The sequence below is a fragment of the Gordonia sp. DT218 genome (assembly GCF_049847105.1).
GTDB lineage: Bacteria > Actinomycetota > Actinomycetes > Mycobacteriales > Mycobacteriaceae > Gordonia.
Genome location: NZ_JBNCNS010000007.1, coordinates 42,118 through 65,242, shown reverse-complemented (window position 1 = coordinate 65,242; position 23,125 = coordinate 42,118). Strand labels below are relative to the sequence as shown.

19 protein-coding genes are annotated in these 23,125 nt (G+C 65.4%); 10 read left to right on the top strand and 9 right to left on the bottom strand.

Going from position 1 to position 23,125, the window contains the following annotated elements:
• Nucleotides 1–7: 7 nt before the first annotated feature.
• Nucleotides 8–1,222 carry a cytochrome P450 gene (locus tag ACPXCG_RS21835; protein WP_425794355.1) on the top strand — a complete coding sequence of 405 codons (1,215 nt, stop codon included), beginning with the start codon at nt 8–10 and terminating at the stop codon, nt 1,220–1,222.
• A gap of 67 nt (nt 1,223–1,289) precedes the next feature.
• Nucleotides 1,290–2,144 carry an SDR family oxidoreductase gene (locus tag ACPXCG_RS21830; protein WP_425794521.1) on the top strand — a complete coding sequence of 285 codons (855 nt, stop codon included), beginning with the start codon at nt 1,290–1,292 and terminating at the stop codon, nt 2,142–2,144.
• Nucleotides 2,145–2,155: 11 nt separating this feature from the next.
• On the opposite strand, the gene ACPXCG_RS21825 is transcribed toward ACPXCG_RS21830, so the two are convergent.
• From ACPXCG_RS21825 to ACPXCG_RS21815, 3 genes are all read right to left on the bottom strand, one after another.
• Entirely contained in the window at nt 2,156–2,485 is a 330-nt protein-coding gene (locus ACPXCG_RS21825) for a rhodanese-like domain-containing protein (protein ID WP_425794519.1), read from the bottom strand.
• A gap of 102 nt (nt 2,486–2,587) precedes the next feature.
• A complete protein-coding gene (locus ACPXCG_RS21820) occupies nt 2,588–4,012 on the bottom strand; it encodes an MFS transporter (protein WP_425794354.1) in 1,425 nt (474 codons plus the stop codon).
• Between the two features lie 55 nt (nt 4,013–4,067).
• The gene (locus tag ACPXCG_RS21815) at nt 4,068–5,183 is read right to left on the bottom strand and encodes an alpha/beta hydrolase (RefSeq protein ID WP_425794352.1); all 1,116 of its coding nucleotides are present in this window, start codon (nt 5,181–5,183) and stop codon (nt 4,068–4,070) included.
• Between the two features lie 95 nt (nt 5,184–5,278).
• Here ACPXCG_RS21815 and ACPXCG_RS21810 point away from each other — a divergent pair, with 95 nt between their 5' ends.
• The 5 genes from ACPXCG_RS21810 to ACPXCG_RS21790 all read left to right on the top strand — a co-directional run bounded on the left by ACPXCG_RS21810 (nt 5,279) and on the right by ACPXCG_RS21790 (nt 11,758).
• On the top strand, nt 5,279–5,563 hold the full coding sequence (locus tag ACPXCG_RS21810; protein ID WP_425794350.1) for an ArsR/SmtB family transcription factor: 285 nt from the start codon (nt 5,279–5,281) through the stop codon (nt 5,561–5,563).
• Nucleotides 5,560–5,967 carry a VOC family protein gene (locus tag ACPXCG_RS21805; protein WP_425794348.1) on the top strand — a complete coding sequence of 136 codons (408 nt, stop codon included), beginning with the start codon at nt 5,560–5,562 and terminating at the stop codon, nt 5,965–5,967. Before ACPXCG_RS21810 ends, ACPXCG_RS21805 begins: the two co-directional genes overlap by 4 nt.
• A gap of 204 nt (nt 5,968–6,171) precedes the next feature.
• Entirely contained in the window at nt 6,172–7,632 is a 1,461-nt protein-coding gene (locus ACPXCG_RS21800; protein ID WP_425794347.1) for a DUF3375 domain-containing protein, read from the top strand.
• Nucleotides 7,629–8,417, top strand: a complete 789-nt coding sequence (locus ACPXCG_RS21795; protein WP_425794346.1) for a DUF4194 domain-containing protein — start codon at nt 7,629–7,631, stop codon at nt 8,415–8,417. Before ACPXCG_RS21800 ends, ACPXCG_RS21795 begins: the two co-directional genes overlap by 4 nt.
• Complete coding sequence (locus ACPXCG_RS21790; RefSeq protein ID WP_425794344.1) at nt 8,414–11,758, top strand: ATP-binding protein; 3,345 nt, start codon at nt 8,414–8,416, stop codon at nt 11,756–11,758. Before ACPXCG_RS21795 ends, ACPXCG_RS21790 begins: the two co-directional genes overlap by 4 nt.
• A 4-nt stretch (nt 11,759–11,762) precedes the next feature.
• Here ACPXCG_RS21790 and ACPXCG_RS21785 read toward each other — a convergent pair whose 3' ends face one another.
• The 3 genes from ACPXCG_RS21785 to ACPXCG_RS21775 form a co-directional block, all read right to left on the bottom strand.
• Entirely contained in the window at nt 11,763–12,473 is a 711-nt protein-coding gene (locus ACPXCG_RS21785) for a cutinase family protein (protein ID WP_425794343.1), read from the bottom strand.
• A gap of 11 nt (nt 12,474–12,484) precedes the next feature.
• On the bottom strand, nt 12,485–13,780 hold the full coding sequence (locus tag ACPXCG_RS21780; RefSeq protein WP_425794342.1) for a DUF2235 domain-containing protein: 1,296 nt from the start codon (nt 13,778–13,780) through the stop codon (nt 12,485–12,487).
• A gap of 184 nt (nt 13,781–13,964) precedes the next feature.
• Nucleotides 13,965–14,906, bottom strand: a complete 942-nt coding sequence (locus ACPXCG_RS21775; RefSeq protein WP_425794341.1) for a LysR family transcriptional regulator — start codon at nt 14,904–14,906, stop codon at nt 13,965–13,967.
• Between the two features lie 126 nt (nt 14,907–15,032).
• Here ACPXCG_RS21775 and ACPXCG_RS21770 point away from each other — a divergent pair, with 126 nt between their 5' ends.
• Nucleotides 15,033–16,283 carry an MFS transporter gene (locus ACPXCG_RS21770; RefSeq protein ID WP_425794339.1) on the top strand — a complete coding sequence of 417 codons (1,251 nt, stop codon included), beginning with the start codon at nt 15,033–15,035 and terminating at the stop codon, nt 16,281–16,283.
• Nucleotides 16,284–16,296: 13 nt separating this feature from the next.
• Here the strand turns inward: ACPXCG_RS21770 and ACPXCG_RS21765 are convergent, their stop codons facing one another.
• Both ACPXCG_RS21765 and ACPXCG_RS21760 read right to left on the bottom strand, forming a co-directional pair.
• Nucleotides 16,297–16,725, bottom strand: a complete 429-nt coding sequence (locus ACPXCG_RS21765) for a nitroreductase/quinone reductase family protein (RefSeq protein WP_425794338.1) — start codon at nt 16,723–16,725, stop codon at nt 16,297–16,299.
• Nucleotides 16,726–16,992: 267 nt separating this feature from the next.
• Nucleotides 16,993–19,230: an NADP-dependent isocitrate dehydrogenase gene (locus ACPXCG_RS21760; protein WP_425794336.1), complete on the bottom strand. Its 2,238-nt coding sequence runs from the start codon at nt 19,228–19,230 to the stop codon at nt 16,993–16,995.
• A gap of 181 nt (nt 19,231–19,411) precedes the next feature.
• Between ACPXCG_RS21760 and ACPXCG_RS21755 the strand changes: the two genes are divergently transcribed.
• Nucleotides 19,412–20,977, top strand: coding sequence for a class I adenylate-forming enzyme family protein (locus ACPXCG_RS21755; protein ID WP_425794335.1), 1,566 nt, complete (start codon nt 19,412–19,414; stop codon nt 20,975–20,977).
• A 141-nt stretch (nt 20,978–21,118) separates the two neighbouring features.
• Here the strand turns inward: ACPXCG_RS21755 and ACPXCG_RS21750 are convergent, their stop codons facing one another.
• On the bottom strand, nt 21,119–21,979 hold the full coding sequence (locus ACPXCG_RS21750; protein ID WP_425794334.1) for an LLM class F420-dependent oxidoreductase: 861 nt from the start codon (nt 21,977–21,979) through the stop codon (nt 21,119–21,121).
• Between the two features lie 306 nt (nt 21,980–22,285).
• Between ACPXCG_RS21750 and ACPXCG_RS21745 the strand changes: the two genes are divergently transcribed.
• Nucleotides 22,286–23,056: a glucose 1-dehydrogenase gene (locus tag ACPXCG_RS21745; protein ID WP_425794517.1), complete on the top strand. Its 771-nt coding sequence runs from the start codon at nt 22,286–22,288 to the stop codon at nt 23,054–23,056.
• The last annotated feature ends 69 nt before the right edge of the window (nt 23,057–23,125 follow it).

Below are 23,125 nucleotides of genomic sequence, written 5' to 3'. Positions count from 1 at the left end.
ACGAATCATGACGACCACGATCTCCCCGCGCACCGCGATCCCGGTCTCGGACCTCGACCCGTTCGCGCTCAATGTGCTCTCCGACCCGCTGCCGAGTCAGCAGGAGTTGCGCGACATCGGACCGGTTGTCCTCCTCGAGAGGTACGGCGTCTACGGAATGGCCCGATACGAGCAGGTGCATGCTGCCCTGACCGACTGGCAGTCCTTCCAGTCGGCCGCCGGGGTGGGACTGACCAATTTCCGTCACGAGAAACCGTGGCGCCCGCCCAGCGTGCTCCTCGAGGCCGATCCTCCCCATCACGACGCCCCGCGGGCGGTCCTGAGCAAGATCCTCGGTCCGCGCGCGTTGCGCCGGTTACGCGATGACTGGATGGCCGATGCCGACGATCTGGTCGAGTCCGTCTTGTCACGGTCGACCGAGTTCGATGCGGCGATCGAACTCGCCCAGGCCTTTCCGCTCCGCGTCTTCCCGGACGCGGTGGGCATCTCGACCACCGGGCGAGAGAATCTGCTCCCATACGGCAACCACGCGTTCAACGCCTTCGGTCCGTCGAACAGCCTGGTGGCCGACGGCGCGCCCCGCGTCGCCGGATTGTCCGCGTGGGTGAGTACGCAGTGCACACGAGAGGCACTGACCGACAACGGTTTCGGTGCACAGATCTGGGCGGCGAGCGACCGCGGCGACATCACCGTGGAACAAGCCCCGCTGGTGGTGCGGTCATTGCTGACCGCGGGCGTGGACACCACCGTCAACGGTCTCGCCGCAGTCCTCTACGCGTTCGCCACCAACCCGGCGCAATGGCAGCAACTTCGCACCGATCCGGCATCGATACGCAATGCTTTCGACGAGGCCGTGCGTTGGGAGTCGCCGGTGCAGACGTTCTTCCGCACCACGACACGTGCCGTGGACTTCGCCGGCGTCACCATCCCGGACGGGTCGAAGATCCTGATGTTCCTCGGGGCCGCGAACCGCGATCCGCGACGTTGGGAACGCCCCGATGCGTTCGATCTCGATCGTGATCCGTCCGGTCACGTCGGATACGGGATGGGACTCCATCAGTGCGTCGGCCAGCACGTCGCACGATTGGAGTCCGAGGCCCTCCTCACGGCACTCGTCCGCCGAGTCGAGAGCATCGAGCTCGCCGGTCCGGCTCGTCGTCACCTCAACAACACATTGAGATCGTGGGCGTCGGTGCCGATCCGGGTCAGGCGGGCACGCTGAGCGCACCTCGGGACGCGGCCCCGCCAGATCCCAAGATTAGAACGTGTTCTAGTCTTGGGTCGTGACGATGACAGGGAAATCTGTACTCATAACCGGTGGCGGCAGCGGAATCGGCGAGGGCATCGCCACCGTTCTGGTCGGCCTCGGTGCCAAGGTGACGATCGTCGGCCGGACCGCCGACCGACTGACAGCAGTGCAAGAACGGCTCAACCTGGATGCACCGGCGGGCGCCGGCGCGCACGCGCACGCCGCCGATGTCACCGACGAGGACCAGGTCGTCGCTGCCGTGGCTGCCGCGACCGAGTTCGGCGGCGGCCTCGACGGAGTGGTGGCCTGCGCGGGCGGCAGCGAGACCATCGGCCCGCTGACGCAGATGGACAGCGAGGCCTGGAAACGTACCGTCGATCTGAACGTCAACGGGACAATGTTCACTCTGAAGCACTCGGCACGGGAGTTGGTGCGCGCCGGTGGGGGATCGTTTGTCGCGATCTCCTCGATCGCGGCCAGCAATACGCACCGCTGGTTCGGCGCATACGGGGTGACCAAGTCCGCGGTCGATCACATGGTCGCGCTCGCGGCCGACGAACTCGGACCGAGCCGGGTACGGGTCAACGGCATCCGGCCGGGTCTGATCCGGACGGATCTGGTGACCGCCGTGCTGGATGATCCGCAGCTGACCGAGGACTATCGAGTGTCCACACCGATACCCCGGATCGGCGAGGTCCAGGACATCGGCCACCTGGCGGCATTCCTGTTGGGCGAGGACTCCACCTGGATCACCGGCCAGGTGATCAACGTGGACGGTGGCCAGATGCTGCGCCGTGGACCCGATTTCAGCTCTATGCTCGAGCCGCTGTTCGGGGCCGACGGACTCCGGGGTGTCGTCGCGACCGACGAGAATCCCGCGGCGCCGGAGGTCTGATCGGCGGCACGTCACCGAGGTGCGTGCTTCGCCCCCTGCAATGATCCTCCGGCGGCTCGCCAGTCGATGAGTCCCTTCGTCATGTTCCTCGCCTCGAAACCCAACTCGATCAACATGTTCGCGGCACCGCCTGAACGCAGGCCACCGGTGCAGAAGGTGATCAGGAGTCGGTCGTCGGGCAATTCCACGTAGCGATCGGGCAGTTCTTCGAGCGGAATGTGGACTGACCCGGGAATGTGGTTGCGGTTCCACTCGAAATGACGGCGCACATCGACGATCAGTGCGCCGTCGGCCACCATGCCGATCGCTTCCGCCGCGGTGACCGCTGGGGCGTGGCGCAGCTAGTGACGAATACCCATGGGTGGAAACCTCTTTCGAGACCTCGGTCGGAATTGTCCAGAAGTCGCCGTGAACGACGGTATCAGCCAGCCTGAAGGTGACGATCAGGGGTTGTCCAGATGACCGATGCCGTCGCTGTCCGCCCGCACGCTCGGGGGAGCGGTCGCCCGGTCGTAACAGCCTGCGGCGGCGCGGAGGGGGACGCCCCCCTCACGGTGCTCACTGTTGCGGATCCCGAGGGCCGAAACCATGCCGCCGGCGATGAACAGCACGGCCGTGATGAGCACGGTGCGATGAAAGCCGGCGGTGTCGAGCACTCCGCCCACGATGATGCCGGTGCACGCGACTGCCACCAGCCCGGACACCCGTGAGATCGCGTTGTTGATCGCCGAACCGATGCCACTCTGCTCCCGGCTCACGGCCGCGAGCACCGCAGACGTCAATGGCGTGACGGTCACCGACAACCCGAGACCGAAGAGCACGAGCCCTGGCAACATCTGCCACCAGAAGTTGAAATCGTCGTCGGTGGTGAGCATCAGCAGGTAGCCGCACCCGGCGAGGATCGGACCGCATGCCATGAACAGGCGTGGACCGTATCGCGCCGACAGAGCGCCCACGGGGCGCGCGATGAAGAACGACAGGACCGGGACGGGCAATGTCGCGAGTCCGGCAGCAAGCGCCGAGAAACCCGCGACCTCCTGCAGGAAGAGCGCGGTGATCAGCGAACCCATCGACAGGCCGGCGTACATGAAGGTCGTCGCGAGGTTGCCGACGCCGAAGTTGCGCACCCGGAACATCCGGAGCGGGATCATCGGATTGTCGGTGTGCAGTTCCCGCCAGCCGAGTCCCGCCAGACTCAGCACGCCGACGATGAGCGACACCGCCACAGCGGGATTCGACAATCCCAGACGTTGCTCCTCGATCAGCGCATACACCGTCCCGGCGAGACCGGCGGCGGTCAGCACCGCACCGGGCACGTCGATCCTGGTTCGTGTCGGTGGCCGCGGCGCTTCGACGAGACGCATCGACAGCACCAAGGTGACGACCACGGGCAGAACGTTCACGGCAAAGATCCAACGCCAGTTCAGTGCGTCCACGAGGACGCCGCCGAGCAGCGGCCCGACCACGAATGCGGTGCCGGTCCACGCCGTCCAGGTGCCGATCGCCTTGGGCTGATCGTCGGGAGAGAACGCCGAATTGATCAGGGCCAGCGAACTGGGGACCAGAAATGCCGCGCCGGCGCCTTGGACGCCACGGCCGATGATCAGGATCAGGTCGGTGGGAGCGAGCGCACACACCACCGACGACACTCCGAAGATCACCAATCCGGCTCGCAGAACAGGTAACCGGCCGAACGCGTCCGAGATGGAGCCGGCGACCAGGATCAGCGCACCCAACGTCAGCAGGTACGCATCCACGACCCATTGCTGGGTGGTCAGACCGCCGCCGAGGTCGCCGGAGATCGCCGGGAGTGCCAGATTGACCACGGACCCGTCGAGAAACGCGACGAAGGACGCAAGAATCGCCACGGCCACAACAGGTCCCATGGAGGATCGAGCTGTCGGCACGCCGGCGTCGGTCACGTCAGTGGGTCTGTTCCGCGTCGGGGTCGGGGGTGACGTAGCCGCCTGCCAGTTCGTGGAGGGCGCGGAACACGCGACGCGACGATTCCGCCCACGGCATGAGGATGGGGAACACGTGGAACATCCCGCGTTCCTCCATCGCATGCACCCTCACTCCGGCGGCCTGCAGTTCCTGGGCGAACTCCCGGATTCCGTCCCGGAACATCTCGTCGGCACCCCAGCAGACGAACGTCGGGGGAAACCACTCGGGATCGGGCGCCGCGTGCACCGCCGAGACACGTTCGTCGTTCGGCTGCACGCCATGCAGGTATGGCGTGACCGGGACGTTCCACGGGAGGATGTCGTATTGGGCGTTCTCGGTGATCGACGGATGGTCCAGATCGAGGTCGACCTCCGGTGAGAAAAGAGCCAGCGCCGCGGGCTTGGGCTTCGACTGGCTGTGCAGGTAGGACACCAGCGACGTTGCCAATCCGCCGCCTCCGGAGTCGCCTGCGATCGCGAGGTGCTTCGGGTCGACCCCACGATCGAGCAGGCCTTGGTAGACGTCGGCGGCGTCCAGCACACCTGCGGGGAAGGGGAATTCGGGCGCCATCCGGTAGTCGGCGATGAAGACCTCGTATCCCGTGATCCCGACGAGAGACGCAGCGAATGCGGCGTACATGATCGGCGACGTGCCGATGTAGCCACCGCCGTGCAAGTAGAGGATGGTGGCGCCGATCGTCTCCTTGTCGTCGGCATCGTCGACGAAGGCATCTGAGCTGGCCTTCGCGCGACACCAGATCCCCGGCACGCCTCCGATCGTGTCGTCGGTGATCTCCACCCCGTCGATGGCGCCGACGAACGGCGGGATCACGGCCAGGCAGATGTCGTCGAGGATCTTCTCCATCGAGCGGAACTCCTCGATCGGGAGTCCCATCGAATAGCCCATGAACGACCTCACGACCTGGCGCGTGACCGACTGGCCCACGTTGTCGAGCAGCCCGCCCGGTCCGTCCCACGGCCGCCGGAACGGCACCCGCGCCAGTCCGTTGAGCATGCTCTCGGCAAGTCCCATCACGGTCAGGGCGGTCACCGGTCCGGACGCCGTCTGCACCTCCGGACGATCAGCCATCACCATGACGCCCATGCTAGTGGCCGCACGTGGTCGGCTGCCGTGGACAACATGCCGCTTGCGCTTGATAGGCAAGTAGATACTTGCCTATAGTGACGGGCATGGTCGACGTGTTCCGAGCTCTCGACGACGAGACCAGGCGTCTCATCCTCGACGAACTCGCCGCGAGCGACGGCCAAACGCTGTTCGAGATCTGTGCACTGCTGACCACGCGACACGCTCGCGGGCTCACCCGGCAGGCGATCTCACAACATCTCGCGGTGCTGGAATCCGCGGGGTTGGTCGCCACCGAGCGGCGCGGAAGGGCCAAGTTCCACTACTTCACCCCGGAGCCACTCGCGCAGATCACGCGTCGGTGGCCCACCACAGAGAGGCATGATCGATGAGAATCAACCTGACCAGCGTGTTCGTCGACGACCAGCGAGCCGCCCTGGCCTTCTACACCGACGTGCTCGGCTTCACGAAGCATCACGACATCCCGCTGGGTGGCGACGACTCGTGGCTCACGGTGGTGTCACCCGAATCCCCTGACGGACCCGAGCTGCTGCTGGAACCGTGCGGTCACCCCGCCGTCCAACCGTATCGGAACGCATTGGCGGAGGACGGAATCCCGCTCATCCAGTTCGCCGTCGACGATGTCGAGGCCGAACATGCGCGACTCACCGCCAAGGGAGTGGTGTTCACCCAGCCACCGACCGACATCGGGACCGCCGTCATCGCAGTCTTCGACGACACCTGCGGGAACCTGGTGCAACTGGTGGCGGAGAAACGCGGCGCGAACGACATGTGATCGCCACCCGACTCGCACCGGCCCGCGTGGCGACGATCCAGGTGGTGAGCCGTCGCCGTCCACAGCCCACCCCATCCGCTGACGGCGCGACCTGCAACGACTTCCCGATGCATCGGGTCGACCGCCCCGCAGCATCAGCGAGGGCGGTCGGACGTGGCACACTACCTCGGGTCCACCAGTCCCTGTGAAACCCGTGAGGCGGCGATGGAGAGTGCTGAGCAGCCGACACTGGCTGACGCGTGGGATGCCAATCGAGGGATCCAGAGGTCCGCAGGGGTCCGGCTCTTCGCGGCGAACAACTCGGCTCTCTACGTGACGTTGATGGAACGTCACCTGGATTTCGGCACGCGATTGTCGGAGACCGATCTGGCCGTGCGACTCGAACGCGACATGGCCACTCTCGGCGTCGCCGACCAACCGAGCGGCCTCGAGCTGGTCAAACTATGGGCCAGGCAGGGGTGGCTGCACCGGGTGACGGACACGAGTGTCCGGACGGCCCAAAACCTCTGTTTTCTGACCTCGGAGGCACGCTCTGTGGTCGATTACGTCCGGCGCCTGAGGCGCGAGGACAGCGTCGCCACCGGCGGCTCGATCAGCGGCGTCGCGGCCGGGTTGCATCGCGTTGCCGGCCAGGTGACCAACGATCCGCGTCAGATACGGGAGGAGATCGAGCATCAGATCTCCGAACTCGACGCCGAACTCGCCGACCTCGACGCGGGGCGACGGCCGGAGCCCGACCTACGTGTCGCCGAGGACGAGGCGCGGGCGATCGCCTATCAGATGGAACAGATCATCTCCGATATCGGGCAGTACGGCAGCATGCTGGATCGGATCACGACGGCGCTGCTGGACGACCCGCACGACTCGGACCTGGCGTACCGGGATCGTCAGCGACAGATGTTCGACGACTACGAAGCCCTGCTCGAGTCCTCCCAGAGTGCGTCTTACCACGCCTTCACCCATATGATCCAGGATCCGCAGCAGCGAGCTCGGCTCGTCGCCGACATCGCCACGGTGACACGGCAACTCCCCGGCATCGACCGCGGCCTCCGATCGGTGATGGACGACTTCTTCGGCCTCGTCACCCAGCAGATGGCAGAGGTCGGACGGACGCGCCAGCGCTGTGCCCGACGCATCCGCAGATTCGTCGCCGCGGGAACACTCGAGCAGAGCCGGGGGATAGCGCGCCAACTCAACGACGCACTGGCCACGGCAAACGACCTGCTGAAGACCTCACTCGCGGATCGCCGCATCGGTTACGAGTTGCCCTTGGCGACACCATCGATCACGTCCGCAGGCCGCCTGACCTTCGAGATCCGCGACCCCGCCCCTCCCGCCGCGGCGCTGCCGGCGATCGGAAGCGCCGATCTCACGACGTTCGCGTCGCTGTCCGGTCAGGTCGACACGGTCGAACTCACGGAAGTCGTCAACGCAGCGGTCGACGCCGGTCCGATCGCCTTGTCGGATGTGATTGCACGCATCGACGAGCCCTACCTCGCCCACGTCATCGTGCTGTGGTCCTGGGCTCTGAAGCAGTCCGGCACCGGCAACCCCGAGTCGGCCTTCGTCCGATTCCGATCGCTCGAAGGCGAGGATCGCATCATCGAGGTCCCGGCGCTGATGTTCACCGAACCGATTCCGACCGCGGAGGTCGACGCACTATGACCAGCAACCTCGACGTCACGGACGGGCACAGTGGCGGGGGAGTACCCGACGAGTTCGCCGGCTACGACGATCTCCCGGCCGTGCAGCGCGGCGGTCGCGACGACAGCCCAGGGGCACCACGTTTCGACGGCGACGTCAGCGCTCTGCCCGATCGTGCCTGCTGGGCCCTCCAGAATCTTCTGACCCGCCGCTTCGTCAGTGGCGATCGTCAGCCCCAACTGTGGGCTTGGGTTGCCGAATACCAGGACCAACTCAGGATCCGGCTATCGGAGCTTGACCTGCGCCTGCGCATCGTCGATGAACTCGAGGTCGCCTTCGTGGAGCAGGCCGGGTATGAGTCACGTTGGGGCAGAAGGATACTCAAACGCGAGGCGATCCACACCTACGATGCGATCCTGGCCCTGCACCTGGCCAAGTACCTACGCGCATCTCGCGACGAGCGAGTGCTGATCACGCGGGAAGAGATCCATGAGTTGTTCGCCGGTGTCACCAACACCATCGACCGCGATCTGGCACTGTTCGACAAACGTATCGAGCACGCCATCGACAAGATGGACGAGTTGGAGTTCTTGCGGAGACATCGGGATGACCCGGACACGTTCACGGTCAGCCCGGTCATCTCGGCGGTGATGACCGCATCGGTGATCACCGACCTGCAAAAGCAGTTCGAGCAGTTCATCGGATCCGGGGAGACCGGCGACGACGCGCCTGCCGCCGAAGCGATCGAGTCGGCCGGAGCTGGTGGCGACGACAACGACGATGACGACGAAGGAGATGATTGGTGAGCGGACCGGTCGACCAATATCACCTGTCCCGACTGCAACTGATCAACTGGGGAGTCTTCGACGGCTACCATTCGATCCCGTTCAGTACCTCCGGATCACTGATCACCGGATCGTCGGGGAGCGGCAAATCCTCACTGCTGGATGCGATATCGCTGGCCTTCCTCCCAGATCACCGGCGCAACTTCAATGCCTCCGGCGACGCGACCGCCGCGGGATCGTCGAGCGGCAAACGCACCGTCGGAAAGTACGTGCGCGGCGCCTGGGGTGAACGCCGGGACGGGACCAACGCCCATCGCGAGATCATGTATCTGCGCGGGACCGGGCCTGCCTGGGCCGCCATCGCCGTCACATATACGTCGAGCTCCGGATCCTCGATCACCGGCCTTGTGCTGAAGTGGCTGGCGGCCGGCAAGATGACCGACGCACACAGTTCGTACTTCGTCCACGACGGCGACGTCGACATCGTCGACGTGTGCAACTCGTGGGCCGGCAACAACTACAACTCGGGCAAGTTCCGCGAAGAGGGCTGGCGAGGTGGGCCGGGCGAAGGCAAGTACCTGGCGACCCTGTACTCCCTGATCGGTATTCGCGGCTCCGACGCAGCCCAGCAGCTCCTCGGTAAGGCCAAATCGCTCAAGAGTGTCGGTGGCCTGGCCCAGTTCGTGCGGGAATTCATGCTGGACGAACCCACCAGCACCGCCGGGATCAAAGATGCGCTCGAGCAGATCGATCCGCTCGTCGAGGCGCGGGAACTCCTCGATGTGGCACGACGCAAGCGCACGATTCTGGGCAGCATCGAAACTCTCCAGGAGAGGTATGCGGCCGAGGCCGCCACGTTCACGGTCCTCGACACCATCGACACCGCCGCGGTGCGCGCCTACCTGAACAACCTGCGTCTGCGCACTGCCGAACCGGAGGTGGCCGACCTCGATGATCACATCGCTCGCCTCGACGCCGATCTCGCCGCACTGACCGGCCAGCACGACCAGCTCCGACAGGATCACAGTCACCTGTTGTCGCGGATCGCCACCTCGACAGGCGATCTCGCCCCGTTGCAGGAGCAGCTCGCGACCGCGCAGAAGGTCAGCAACGAGGCCTCCATGCGACGCACGACCTACGAGAACAAGATCTCGGGCCTCGGCGTCGGTATCCCCGACGATGCCGAGGAGTTCTGGTCACTGCGCGAGAGCCTCATGGAAGAGGCCACCCAGATCGACGGTCAGCTCGACGCGGGTAAGGCGCATTTCGCCGAGACCCTGGCCCGCGAAGTCGCGGCGCGCACCCAGCGTGACGCCGCGCAGGAGGAGCTGAGTCGTGTGGAGCAGGCAGGTTCGGCGCTCCCACGTGCCGAACACGAGATGCGCCGGGCCATCGCCAACTCCCTGCAAATCGACGAATCAGAGCTGCGCTATGTGGCCGAGATGGTGGAGTTGCATCCCGATGAGGAGCGGTGGCGGTCCGCGGTGGAGAAGGTACTCCGCAACGCGGGCCTACGACTTCTGGTTCCCGACAAGCATTTCCGGGCCGCACTGCGTTTTGTGAACAGCCACGACATGCGCGGCCGGATTCAGCTGCATCACGCCGAGAACCGTGCAGCACCCACCGCAGAACCCGGGACCTTGGGCGCGAAACTACGTGCAGTCGATCCGGATCACCCGTGCTCGGCGGAGGCGCTGTCCATCTTGACCCGGTTGGGGAATTACGTTTGCGTCGATTCGCCGGCCGACTTCGCCGATCACGCCAAGGCCGTGACCGACCAGGGGTTGCGAAAGGATTCGGCGAAACTCGCGATCAAAGACGATCGTCAAGCCCTGCGGCCGTCGCAACACATCTTCGTCGGCAACGTCGAATCGAAGATTGCCGCCCTGCGGGACGAATTCGATCACGAGCTTCGCGCCTATGACTCGGCGCGGGAAGCCAGCGCCGAACTCGACCACGACCGGACTGCTCGACAGCAACGTCGCGACGACTGCCGCCGGGTGTGTGAACAGTTCACCCAGTGGAGCGAGATCGATACCGATTCCGCCGACGATCGAGTCGACCAGCTCACCGAGCAGTACGAACTGTTGATGGAGGAACACCCCGACATCGAGGCGCTCCAGCGCAAAGCCGAGGACATCTGGGAGCAGGTGCGATCGGCGATCTCGCAGGCCGCCCTGGTGCGGGACAAGATCGCCACGCACGACCGCCGCCGCACCCAGCTCCTCGACCTCGTCGATCGACTCAAACCCGAACATGTTTCCGCACAGGCGGAGAAGACCCTCGACGGATTCCGAGAGGAATCTCCGGCCGCGCTCGATGTGCTTGCACCCGAGGCCTTTCGGCAGGAATTGATGAAGTCGGTGGTGAAGGATCGCGATCGGATGCGGTCGGACGCCCGCCGTTCACGTGACGAACTCGGGCGCATCCTCGACAGCTACGACGAGGAGTTCCCCGACGCGATCCCGAACGACAGCGACGACTTCGACGAGCGCTTACACGACTATGTCGCGTTGAGCCGCCGGATCGATGAACGCGAACTCCCTGCCGCATACGAGCGCATGCGACGTCTGATCACCGAACAGGCGCCCGGGGCGATCCTCAACCTGCACATGACCGCCGACGCCGAGGAACGTCGCATCGTCGACCAGATCGAGCGGGTCAACACCGGTCTGGCCGCCGTGGCCTTCAATCGGGGCACGCGCCTTCGGCTCCACCCCGGACGGAAGAACCTTGCGGCCGTCGCGGACCTCACCGAGAAGGCACGACAGATCTCGCAACGGACCACAGCTGTCAGCTTCGGCGACGACCAAGCCATCCTCGAGCAGTACGCCGACATCCTGCTGCTGCGAGAACGTCTGGGTGGTAACACGCCCGAGGATCGGCAGTGGACCCGCGACGCCCTCGACGTGCGTAACCGCTTCGACTTCTACTGCGAAGAACACGACGCTGTCACCGGGGAGACGATCCGCACCTACAGCAATGCCGGCGACAATTCCGGCGGCGAACAGGAGAAGCTGATGGCCTTCTGTCTTGCGGGCGCCCTCAGCTTCAACCTCGCGAGTCCACAGGGCGACGACAACCGACCCATCTTCGCTCAGCTCATGCTCGACGAGGCCTTCTCCAAATCGGATCCACAATTCGCGCAGCAGGCACTCTCGGCGTTCCGCAAGTTCGGTTTCCAGCTGATCATCGTCGCAACAGTGCAGAACACCAGCACCATTCAGCCCTATATCGACAACGTGATCATGGTGTCCAAGACCGAGGGGGCCGGCGCACGGCCGGTCGCCACCGCCATGTCGACGTCGATCCAGGCCTTCTCGGACCTGCGCAGGTCCACCGGGGGACAACTACCGGTGTGAGCGCCTACACGCGAGCGGCGACATATCGCGCGGCGTCGAAGGTCATGCCGTTCACCGTGTAGAGAACGTGCAGACCGTTGGGCTGTCCGACGGGGGCGCCGTTGCAGATGGTGTCGCCCGGGATGCAGTAGCGGACCGTCCGGGTCGCGAGCCGCGGATCGATCTTGATCGGGGGCGCCCCGACGTCACGGAGAAAACGATCCGACGGCGGGCCGAACATGACGATGGCCACGACCTTGCTCGCGGCCGCCGCGGGCAAGGGCGGCGGGATCTTGGACGTGTACTGCGCATATCGCGGCGGCAGCGAGATGCCTGCATTGGTTGCGTAGCCCGCCACCACGGCGCCCTGCGAATAGCCGCCGAGGACAATCTTGGTTCCCGGGCACCTCGAGGCCATGTACTTGACGCGTGCCTGCGCGTTGTTCACGCCGCTCACGACGGTCTGGGCGAACGCCAATCGGTTGTTGAAGTTGCTGCTCGCCGGATAATTCACCCCGTAAACGGCCACCGATTTGCCGGCCAGTTGGGTCCGGAGGGCCGCGTCGAAGGCAAGACCGGTCAACCCGACGGGCGGCGCGGGTTCGGCGGTGCCGCGCGCGAACACGACCTCCACGCCGGGGCACGCCTGCGCCTCCGCTCGCGGGGCCTGCGCCGTCAGGGTCGCGGCGCCGACCATGGCCACGCCGAGGAGAACCAGTAGCGAGCGTTTGATCATGCTCTTGGATGCTACGGCGTTCTGACCGGCACGTCTGCGTGTTCGCCGCACCCCGTGACCCGACTGCCAGGTGTCACGTCGCGCGCCGGCGCGGGATTCTGTCCGATTACCTCGAAATCTGATGTGGCGATTGGCAAGAGGTCGAGGTTCTCCCCGAGTTCGGGGATGGTCACGACACGATCCTCCAGGGCGCCCGATCCGATCAACTCGGCCCACCAGGAGATGTTCTTCGCCTGCTTCGCGCGTCGCGCTTGCCCCTTCCAGCGCGTAAGCGCCGGCCTCGCGAGGTACATCGGGGTGGCCGGGTCCTTCGCGACCTCGAGCAACCGCGATTGGCCCTTGTGCCGCTGCACCTGTGCACCATCCCGCCTGACACCCAAGCAGAGTCTGAGCACGTTGACGAATCGATAGGCCCACGTCAACGAGTTGTGGGGGGCATAGCAGACGTCCTCGACGGTCGGTCTCTCGGTCCGCGCGCCAGGAAGGCGGTCACGATCGAATCGGAGTCCCTGCCCCGCGGCCTCGGAGACCATCCACGCGAGCGTGAGATCCGACGGCGCCGACCGATCGAGACCGCCACCGATGTCCGAATGGACACCTTCGAACCAGACCTGCTGCAGATCGGTGGCGGGGTCGGCCTTCTTCTCCCACACGCACGGCTCGAACGTCAGGCGTCGCTCGTCGATGGCCAGCGCCTGGCGTGCGCAGTCGACCTGGTCACTGAGCTCGACATCGTGGAAGGCGTAATTGGATCGGGTCACCCCCGGGATTCCCAGGGCGCCGACGGTGTCGAAGACCCCGATGAACGTGATGCGGGGGCGCCCGTCCGGTGTTGCGAATCCGTACGTGTACTTGTGAATGGCTCGCTGCTGGGCCTCCCGACTGGCGCCCTGAGCCCGGTACGCCTCCAGCGCATCATCCAGAAGGTTCGACGACGACGCGGGCGGGCACGCGAGGTTGTCGCCCGTGAGCAATCCGACCCTCGCGATCATGCCGACCAGACTGCGCGCGGTGTAAGCACCGCGGCTGAATCCGAAGACATAGATCTCATCACCCGGCTCGTAATTCAAGGCGAGGAACCGATAGGCGTCGATCAGGTTGATGTCCAGGCCGCGTCCCAGCGCGCCGCCCAGCAAGCGGTCATACCAGGTTCCGCCGGTACCGACGCCACTGCAGTAATGCACCAACTGGATCGTGTCGTCGTCTGGTCGGGTCGTGATGGCTCGCGCGATCTTCTCGATGTTGGAGATCCGCGGGTCCTTCGACGATTTCCACGTGCCGTCGCAGCACACCACCAGACGTTTCACCGGATATCTCCTCGTTCATTGCATCCCTTGTCGGACAAGATCACCATGACAACGCGGCTGAGTTCGGGCACGAGTAGCGCGCTACCCGAGTGCGGTGCGGTTGACTACTCAGATGCCGATACGCACTGTTCACGGCCACAGCGCGGGACCCTGTCGGTGGCGATCGTCGATGCGGTAGGCGCGCTCAGAGGGTTTCCTTCCATCGAGGCGGCACCCAGGCGTTGTGAACCGGGTTGTCGGCGTGAGCTGTCTGCAGATGGGCGACAAGCGCATCCAGCGACTCGTTGGGGTTGTCGCGCGCCCATACGATCGACATCGGATAGACGGGTGTCGGGTCGACGATGGGGATTCGTCGGAGGTCATAGTGTGCCGGCCAGAGATAGCGTGAACCTTCGCCGACGAAAGTGGAGAGATCTGGTGAGTCGGCGATCTCGGCGAGGAGCACTTCACCGCCGAAGTTCGGCCCGAGCACGTCGATCCGGAGTCCGAACGTGGTGGCGAGCTCGGAGTAGTACGCACCCCAGTCGGTCGTCGAGGGCAGGCCGGGCATCCAGACCCGATGCCGTTCCAGCTCGGCCAGTACGATGACGTCGTTGTCGGCCAATGGATGCCAGGGTCCGACGAGTAACTGGTGGGCATCGTCGATGACATGAGCCGAGCGGAGCGTTCGTGGCAATCGCTTCGTGTTCCACACGGTCCGGAACGTGGCGTCGACGGTTCCATTGGCGACGGCCGCGAAGGCCGCGTCGGTGTCGATGTCGGGAAGGGCGACCACGTCGAGCGTGATGTCGGGGTGCTGCCGATAGAAGGCGTGCACCCGAACGGCCGGTGCGATGCGTCGGTTGATGACGTCGACACGCAGGGGACGGCGCTGCGGTGTGACCGACGCCAGCGCACGGTCCTCGGCCCGCAGCAACTCACGAGCGTGGGGGAGCAGGGCTTGCCCGTCGACGCTGAGGCCGACGCCGCGGGCGTTACGCGTGAGCAGTTGTACTCCCAGGCCGCGTTCGAGGGCCGCCATGCGTTTCGACACCGCCTGCTGAGTGATGGAGAGACGGTCGGCGGCCGCCTGGAACTGTCCGGCATCGACGATCGCGACGAAGGTGCGTACCCCGTCAAGGTCCATGCGACCCACGGTAATGAACAACCAATGGTTGTGCCGCGCCGATCGCCCGGTTGTTTGTGTGTCCGTCTGCATCGGCGTTTCATCGGTCGTGATTCGGACCCGGTTGGCAAGCGGAAGGGGGTCGGCATGGGGATCCGGCGCGCTCTCGGGCGACAGTTCGAGTGCTTGTGGGCGGCCTATGCGGTCAGCACCTTCGGCACCTGGATCGGATTCGGCGCGCTGTCGGTTGTCGCGATCACTGTGTTGGACGCGGGCCCGGCGGAGGTTGCCGCGTTGTCCGCGGCGGGCCTCGCGGTGGGCGCGGTGGTCGCCGTGCCCGTGGGCCCGTGGGTGGAGTTCCGTCGCAAGCGGCCCGTGATGATCGCCGCGGACCTGATCCGGCTGTGCGCATTCGCATCGCTGCCGATCGCATACGCGTTCGGGGTGTTGACGATCGGCCAGCTGATCGCGGTCTCCGTGGTCGCGACAGCGTCGAGGATCGCGTCCGACGCGGCGAGCGGGCCCCTGGTCAAGACGCTCGTACATAGAGACGACCTGCTGACCGCGAACAGCCGATTCGAGTCGACGAGATGGTCGGCGACCGTCGTCGGTCCCACGTTGGGCGGTGCGCTGATAGGACTGTTCGGTCCGTTCGTGACGATCTGCGTCGACGCGATGAGCTATCTGCTCTCCGCACTGGGGGTCGCTGCCATGGGCTCGTCGGAGCCGCAGCGGAAAAGGGCGACCCCGGCACGGTTGACCGATCTCGCCGACGGCTGGCGCATCATCGTCGGTCAGCGCACCCTGCGACGGTTGTTCGCCAACACCGTGTTGGTCAACGGTCTCATCATGGCCGGGGAACCCGTCCTCGCCGTTCTGATGCTCGGCCAACTGAGCTTCCCGATGTGGCAATACGGTCTGGCGTTCTCATTGCCGTGCGTCGGCGGACTCATCGGATCGCGGCTGGCAGGCGCCGTCGTCCACCGGCTGGGCCAATCCAGGGCGTTGCTGGTCACCGGCGTGCTGCGCGCATGGTGGCCGATCGGTCTCGCGGTGGTGGGACCCGGCCTCGGCGGCCTGGCAGTCGTCATGGTCGTCGAGCTGGGTCTGATCGTCTGCTGCAGCGTGTTCAACCCGGTATACGTCACCTACCGACAACAACTCATCGAGACCGAGCAACTCTCTCGGGTGATCGCGGCGTGGTCGATCAGCACCAGCCTGTGCATCGCGGCGCTCACGGCCGCCGGCGGGCTGCTCGCGACGATCACCACTCCTCGCACAGCCTTGGTGGTGGCGGGAGTCGCCTTGCTCGCCACTCCCGCCCTCCTGATCAGACGCTCCGCCGACGTCGCTGTGTCACCCGAGGCGCGGCCGGCCGAGGCCTCCGGAGTCCACTGACCGGAGTCACATCTCAGCTACGGCGGAACGCGAGGACCGGAATGGTGCGAACCCCGGCGGTCTTCTTCTCGTAGTCCGCGAATCCCGGGTAGCGCCGGGCCTGTTCTGCGTAGATACGATCGCGGTCTTCGCCGGTCACTTCGGTCACCGAGACCGCCTGCGTGTCGGTGCCGAGTTCGATCTGGGCCCGCCCGGCCGTGGTGGCGTTGTAGTACCAGGCCGGATTGCTCGGCGCGCCCGCCTTCGATGCGAAGACGTACATGGTGGCGTCATCCTTCTCATCGGGCAGGTACATCATCGGTGTGACGGTCTCCCGGCCGGATTTACGTCCGACGTGGTGGAGCAACAGCATCGGAGCTCCCTCGAAGTTGCCGCCGACCTTGCCTTCGTTCGCCCGGAACTCGTTGATTATCTGGGTGTTCCAGTCGTCGTATTCGCTCATGTGGCCGCTCGCTCACGTCGAAGGGATGGTGACGTCGAGCCTACGGGTGCGTGCCATGCACTGTCTTCGGTCCGCGACCGGCGTGCGAGATTCCGGTCGACGTCTCCGCGAGTAAAGAGTCGGGAACACAGGCCGCGCGGGCGGCATCCAATCCTGGTGGCGAGCATCATCTGACCGGCCGCGTCGAGTTCACCTGCCCCCGCAGGCGCTGTGAGTCCGCACGCCGGAGAGGCGTGCGGACTCACAGATGGTCATGCGAAGTGGTCGTCAGCCTCGTGCCGACTCCAGCGCCTCGTTGAAGGTCTTGCTCGGACGCATCACGGCAGCGGTCATCTCGGGGTCGGGTGCGTAATAGCCCCCGATGTCCACCGAGGCGCCCTGCACCTCGTTCAATTCCGCGACGATGGTGTCCTCGTTCTCGGCCAGCGTGTCGGCCAGCGGGCCGAAGCGCTTCCGGAGTTCCTCGTCGTCGGTCTGCGCGGCCAGCTCCTGCGCCCAGTACATCGCGAGGTAGTACTGGCTCCCACGATTGTCGAGTTCACCGGACGTACGCGACGGACCCTTGTCGTTCTCCAGCAGCTTGCCGGTCGCCGCGTCCAGTGTCTTCGCCAGGATCTCGGCGCGCTTGTCCCCGGTCTTCTTCCCGAGATCTTCCAGACTGACCGCCAGCGCCAGGAACTCACCGAGCGAATCCCAGCGCAGGTGGTTCTCCTCGAGGAGCTGCTTGACGTGCTTGGGTGCCGAACCACCGGCTCCGGTCTCGTACAGACCGCCACCGGCCATCAGTGGCACGATCGAGAGCATCTTGGCGCTGGTACCCAGTTCGAGGATCGGGAACAGGTCGGTCAAGTAGTCGCGCAAGATGTTCCCGGTCGCGGCGATGGTGTCCATCCCGCGGATCACCCGTTCGAGCGTGTACCGCATCGCTCGGACCTGCGACATGATCTGGATGTCGAGACCGTCGGTGTCCTCGTCCTTCAGATAGGTGTTCACCTTGGCGATCAGCTCGTTCTCGTGCGGACGGTAAGGATCGAGCCAGAACAGCACCGGCATACCCGAATCCCGTGCACGCGTGACGGCAAGTTTGACCCAATCGCGGATCGGGGCATCCTTCACGATGCACAACCGCCAGATGTCCCCCTCCTCGACGTTCTGCGTCAGCAGGACTTCACCGGTCGCGATGTCGGTGATGTTTGCGACGCCCGTCTGGGGAACCTCGAACGTCTTGTCGTGGGACCCGTACTCCTCGGCCTTCTGTGCCATGAGGCCCACATTGGGCACGGTACCCATGGTCGTCGGATCGAACGCGCCGTTGGTCTTACAGAAGTTGATCATCTCCTGGTAGATGCGCGCGAAGGTCGACTCCGGATTGACGGCCTTGGTGTCCTTCATACGGCCGTCCGCGCCGTACATCTTGCCGCCCGCGCGGATCATCGCGGGCATCGAAGCGTCAACGATGACATCGCTGGGGGAGTGAAAGTTCGAGATGCCACGCGCCGAGTCGACCATCGCCAGCTCAGGACGGTGCTCGTGGCACTTGTGCAGGTCATCGATGATCTCTTCGCGCTGCGCACTCGGCAGCGACTCGATCTTGCTGTACAGATCCGACAAACCGTTGTTGACGTTGACGCCCAGTTCGTCGAACAGTTCACCGTGCTTGGCGAAGGCATCCTTGTAGAAAACCTTCACGGCGTGACCGAACACGATGGGATGCGAGACACGCATCATGGTCGCCTTGACGTGCAGGGAGAACATGACGCCGGTCTTGTAGGCGTCCTCGATCTGATCTTCGTAGAACTCGACCAGCGCCGTCTTGCTCATGAACATGCTGTCGATCACGTCGCCGTCGTCGAGTTTCACCTTCGGCTTGAGCACGAGTGTCTCGCCGCCCTCGGTGATCAGCTCCATCTTGACCTCGCGGTCGCCGTCGACGGTCATCGACTTCTCACCGTGGTAGAAGTCGCCTTCAGTCATATGCGCGACATGCGTCCGCGATGCCATCGACCACTCACCCATGCTGTGGGGATGCTTACGCGCGTACGCCTTGACGGCCTTGGGGGCGCGCCGGTCGGAATTGCCCTCACGCAGCACCGGATTCACGGCACTGCCCAAGCACTTGGTGTACCGATCCCGGATCCTTGCCTCGTCGTCGGTCTTCGGGTTCCCGGTGAAGTCGGGGATCGCGTACCCCTTCTCCTGGAGCTCCTTGATCGCGGCCAGCAACTGCGGAACCGAGGCGCTGATGTTCGGCAGCTTGATGATGTTGGTGGCCGGATCCTGAGTGAGGCGACCGAGCTCGCCCAGGTTGTCCGGTAGCCGCTGCTCCTCGGTGAGGTAGTCGGAGAACTCGGCGAGGATCCGGGCCGCCACCGAGATGTCACTGGTCTCGACGTTGATGTCGGCCGCATCGGCAAAAGCGCGGATGACCGGCAGAAAAGCCTGCGTCGCGAGCATCGGCGCCTCGTCGGTCAGTGTATAGATGATGGTCGGCTGCTCCGCGCTCATAATCCTGCCTTCGTCTTCAGTTTCGGTCACGCACCACATCGGTCTGCTTGCCTCAGCTTTACCAGTATCGCGCCGGATGAGGCTGGGTGCCCACCAATGCGAGCGATGGTGGGCATCGCTCGGTGATAGATCACCTACGGTCTTACAAGAACCGACAATCGCTTCGACAACCGGGGGAACAATGGCGAGTGATGACGAGGTGGACCGCCCGACTATCGCAGCGTTGCTCAACCGGGCGTCGCGGGAGTTCGGGGACGTCGACTACACCGTCTCACCCAGTGACCGCATGACCTATGCCGAGGCCGAGGAGCGCTCTGCGCTGGTTGCACGGTGGCTGCTCACCCGGCACGTCGGCAAAGGCTGCCGGGTCGGTCTGTTCTTCACCAGCGGCGTCGAATGGACCGTCTGGTGGCTGGCCGTCAGCCGGATCGGCGCGGTCGCCGTGCCGCTGAGCACCCTGTATCCGCCGGCCGAGCTGGCGCGGGTGCTGCGCCTCGCGGACGTACAGGTGCTGGTCGCGCCGACCGAGATCCTCGGCGTCGACATCCCCGACAAACTCGAGGCCGCACTGTCCGGTCTCGACGGTCAGCGCGCCGGTCGGATCCGGCTCACCGCCACTCCCTTCCTGCGCGACATCGTCCTCACCGGTCGATCCGATCGGTCGTGGGCGACCCACTGGCGGCCCGACGACACGTCGTTGGTCGAGCGGGCACTTCTCGACTCCGTCGAGAGCGAGGTCTCGCCCGCCGACGTCGCCCTGATGATCCACACATCGGGCTCCACCGCACTGCCCAAAGGGGTGGTGCACACCCACGGCACCGTCGTTCGGCAGACCTCACAGTGGGTCCAGATGCTGCAGGCGAGCAACGGCGGGGCTGCCATGCCGGTCGTGTTGTGCGCGATGCCGGTGTTCTGGATCGGCGGCATTCTTGCCGCCGCCGGAGCCCTGCACGCCCCGGCGACGGTGCTGACGATTCCTCGTCACGATCCCGGCCCCGCACTCGACCTCATCGAGCGAGAACAGGCCACCGGGTATGTCGGGTGGCCGGCGTTCCTCCAGCAGTTGCGGGGCGACCCGTCGTTCGACGATCGTGACCTGTCGCGCGCCCCGATCCTCCGCGAAGGCCCTGCCGACATCGCCATGATCAACTCACCGCGAGGGCATCCGATCCACCGCACCATGACCGAGACCGCAGGCGGTTGGGCGGCCACCGAGAAGCGGATCGTCGACGGCGACGGTGCTGCGGTCCCGGTGGGCGCGATCGGCGAGCTCTGGATCCGAGGCACCGGCGTGATGGCCGGTTACAACAAGCGGGAACGGTCGGAGGTCTTCGACCCAGACGGGTGGTTCCGCACCGGCGACCAGGTCTACGAACTCCCCGACGACCCGCGGCTCTTCTACGTGGGACGCGACACCGAGATGATCAAGGCGGCGGGTTCGAACGTGTCACCTCGTGAGGTCGAGGCCGTCATCGAGGAGTTCCCGGATGTGGCGCACTGCCTCGTCGTCGGAGTCGACCATCCGACCCGAGGCGAGGAGGTGGTTGCTCTCGTGGTGCCGGCCGGCGGCGCGGTCGATGCCGCCGACCTGGATCGTCGCACCCGCGACCAACTGTCCCGGTACAAGGTGCCGACCACCTGGTTCACCGCGCGTCTCGACGAGCTCCCGCTGTTCCCGACCGGCAAACCGGATCGGCGCGCCCTACGGGCGAAGATGACCGAGGGAACCCTCGGCCTGCGACTCTGAGTCGCGAACCCCCATCTTCCCCCCAACCCCAAAAACCCAGCCGCGACGGTTTCCCTCATCCGCGACCCCGAAATGCCGTCGCGGATGACGGGAACCGTCGCGGCTGGGCGAGGTGGGTTGTGGGAGGGGAAGAGGGGAGGCCTACCGGAGTGCGTCGGCGATTCGCCGCCACTGCGCGCGTGGGACCGCCCGCTGGTCTGCCTGCAGCACCTGCAGGCAGACGTGGTCGGCGCCCGCGGCACGGTGTTGGTCGATCCGCGCGAGCACGGCCGACTCGTCTCCCCACGCGATGATCGCATCGAAGAGCCGGTCGCTGACGGAGTCCAGATCGTCGTCGGAGAAGCCGAGGCGGCGTAAGTTGTTCGCGTAATTCGGCATTGCCAGATAGCCGCGCAGCCATGGGGTGCCGATCGAGCGAGCCTCGTCACGATCGGTGGTCAGGACCACGGTCTGTTCCGGTGCGAGCAGGGGACCGTCACCGAGAGACGTTCGGGCGATCGCGGTGTGCTCCGGCGTCACCAGGTACGGGTGCGCGCCACGGCTGCGCTCGGCCGACAGGGCGAGCATTTTGGGACCGAGGGCCGCCAGCACCCGACTGTCGGTCGGGACCGGATTCTCCGCGTCGTCGAGCCCGTCCAGGAAGGCCTTCGTGGTAGCCAACGGCTTTCGGTAGCGCCCGGCTTCCTGCGCGTCGATCAGGGGCGCGTGGCTGATCCCGAGCCCGAGCAGGAACCGGGGGCCGTGCTCGGACGTCAGTCGCGCATGCGCCGCAGCCACCTCGTGCGGCTCGTGCATCCACATGTTGAGAATCCCGGTCGCGATGACGACGTTCGTGGTCGCGCCGAGCAGATTGGCGACCGAGTCGAGAACCGGACCACCCACATCGGGGATCCACAGGGCCGTGAAGCCCAGTTCGTCCAGTTCCGATGCAGCGTCCGCGGCTTCGCCCGGATCTCCGTAGCGCAATGGCGAACTCCAGATACCTACCCCGTTGAGATTCACGTACCCGACCCTACTGGTCGACGGAGCCCCATTCTGGACAGATTCTTCGATCACCGATCTGACAAAAGACTTGAAGATGAAGCCGACTTCAACTATATCTCATAGGACTCAGATCACAGTGTCCGGTTCCGCCGCATTGCGTCACACCCATCCGCCCCGGACGGTCGCGACGCGCTCATCAACGAAAGTGGTGTCCTTCGTGAGCTGTTCACGGATCGGTGCGCGACCGCACCATCGAGTCCCCGGCCAGGGGACGACTCGCGATCGGGTGTCGACGTGACCCCGCCCCGGGAGCCCGGGCAGGCCATGTCGCTCTTCGACGTCGCCGGGAAGTCTGTCGTCGTCACCGGCGGAACCCGCGGCATCGGGATGATGATCGCGCGGGGCTTCCTGCAGGCAGGAGCGCGCGTGATCATCTCGTCCCGCAAGGCAGAAGCCTGCGAGCAGGCGCTCACCGAATTGTCCGCCTCGGGCGATGTGGCGGCCCTGGCCGCCGATCTGTCGACCCCGGTCGGTGTCGAGGCGTTGTCCCGGTTCGTGGCAGACGAATTCGATCGAGTCGATGTCCTCGTCAACAATGCGGGCGCCACCTGGGGTGCGCCAGTCGACGAGTTCCCGCAGAACGGCTTCGAGAAGGTCCTCAATCTCAACATCACGTCTGTGTTCGAGATGACGCAGGCACTGCTGCCGCTGCTCCGTGCCGCCGCTTCCGACGGACCGGCACGGGTGATCAACATCGGATCCATCGACGGCATGGTCGTCTCCCACACCGACAACTTCTCCTACGGAGCGTCGAAGGCGGCCGTCCACATGCTCACCCGCAAGCTGGCGGCCACGCTGGCCCCGGAACAGATCACCGTCAACGCGATTGCGCCGGGACCGTTCCCGTCGAAGATGATGGCGTTCATGCTCGACGACCCGGACATGCGTTCCCAGGTCGAAGCCGGCGTGCCGCTCGGACGAGTCGGCACGCCCGACGACATCGCCGGTACGGCGATCTTCCTGTCCTCACGGGCGGGGGCATACCTCACCGGAGTGGTCATACCGGTCGACGGAGGAATGAGCGGCACCCGATGACCCCCCTGACGCGCACCAGCTCGACCATCTCGACAACCACAGCCGGACAACAGGTTTCGCGGACCTGCC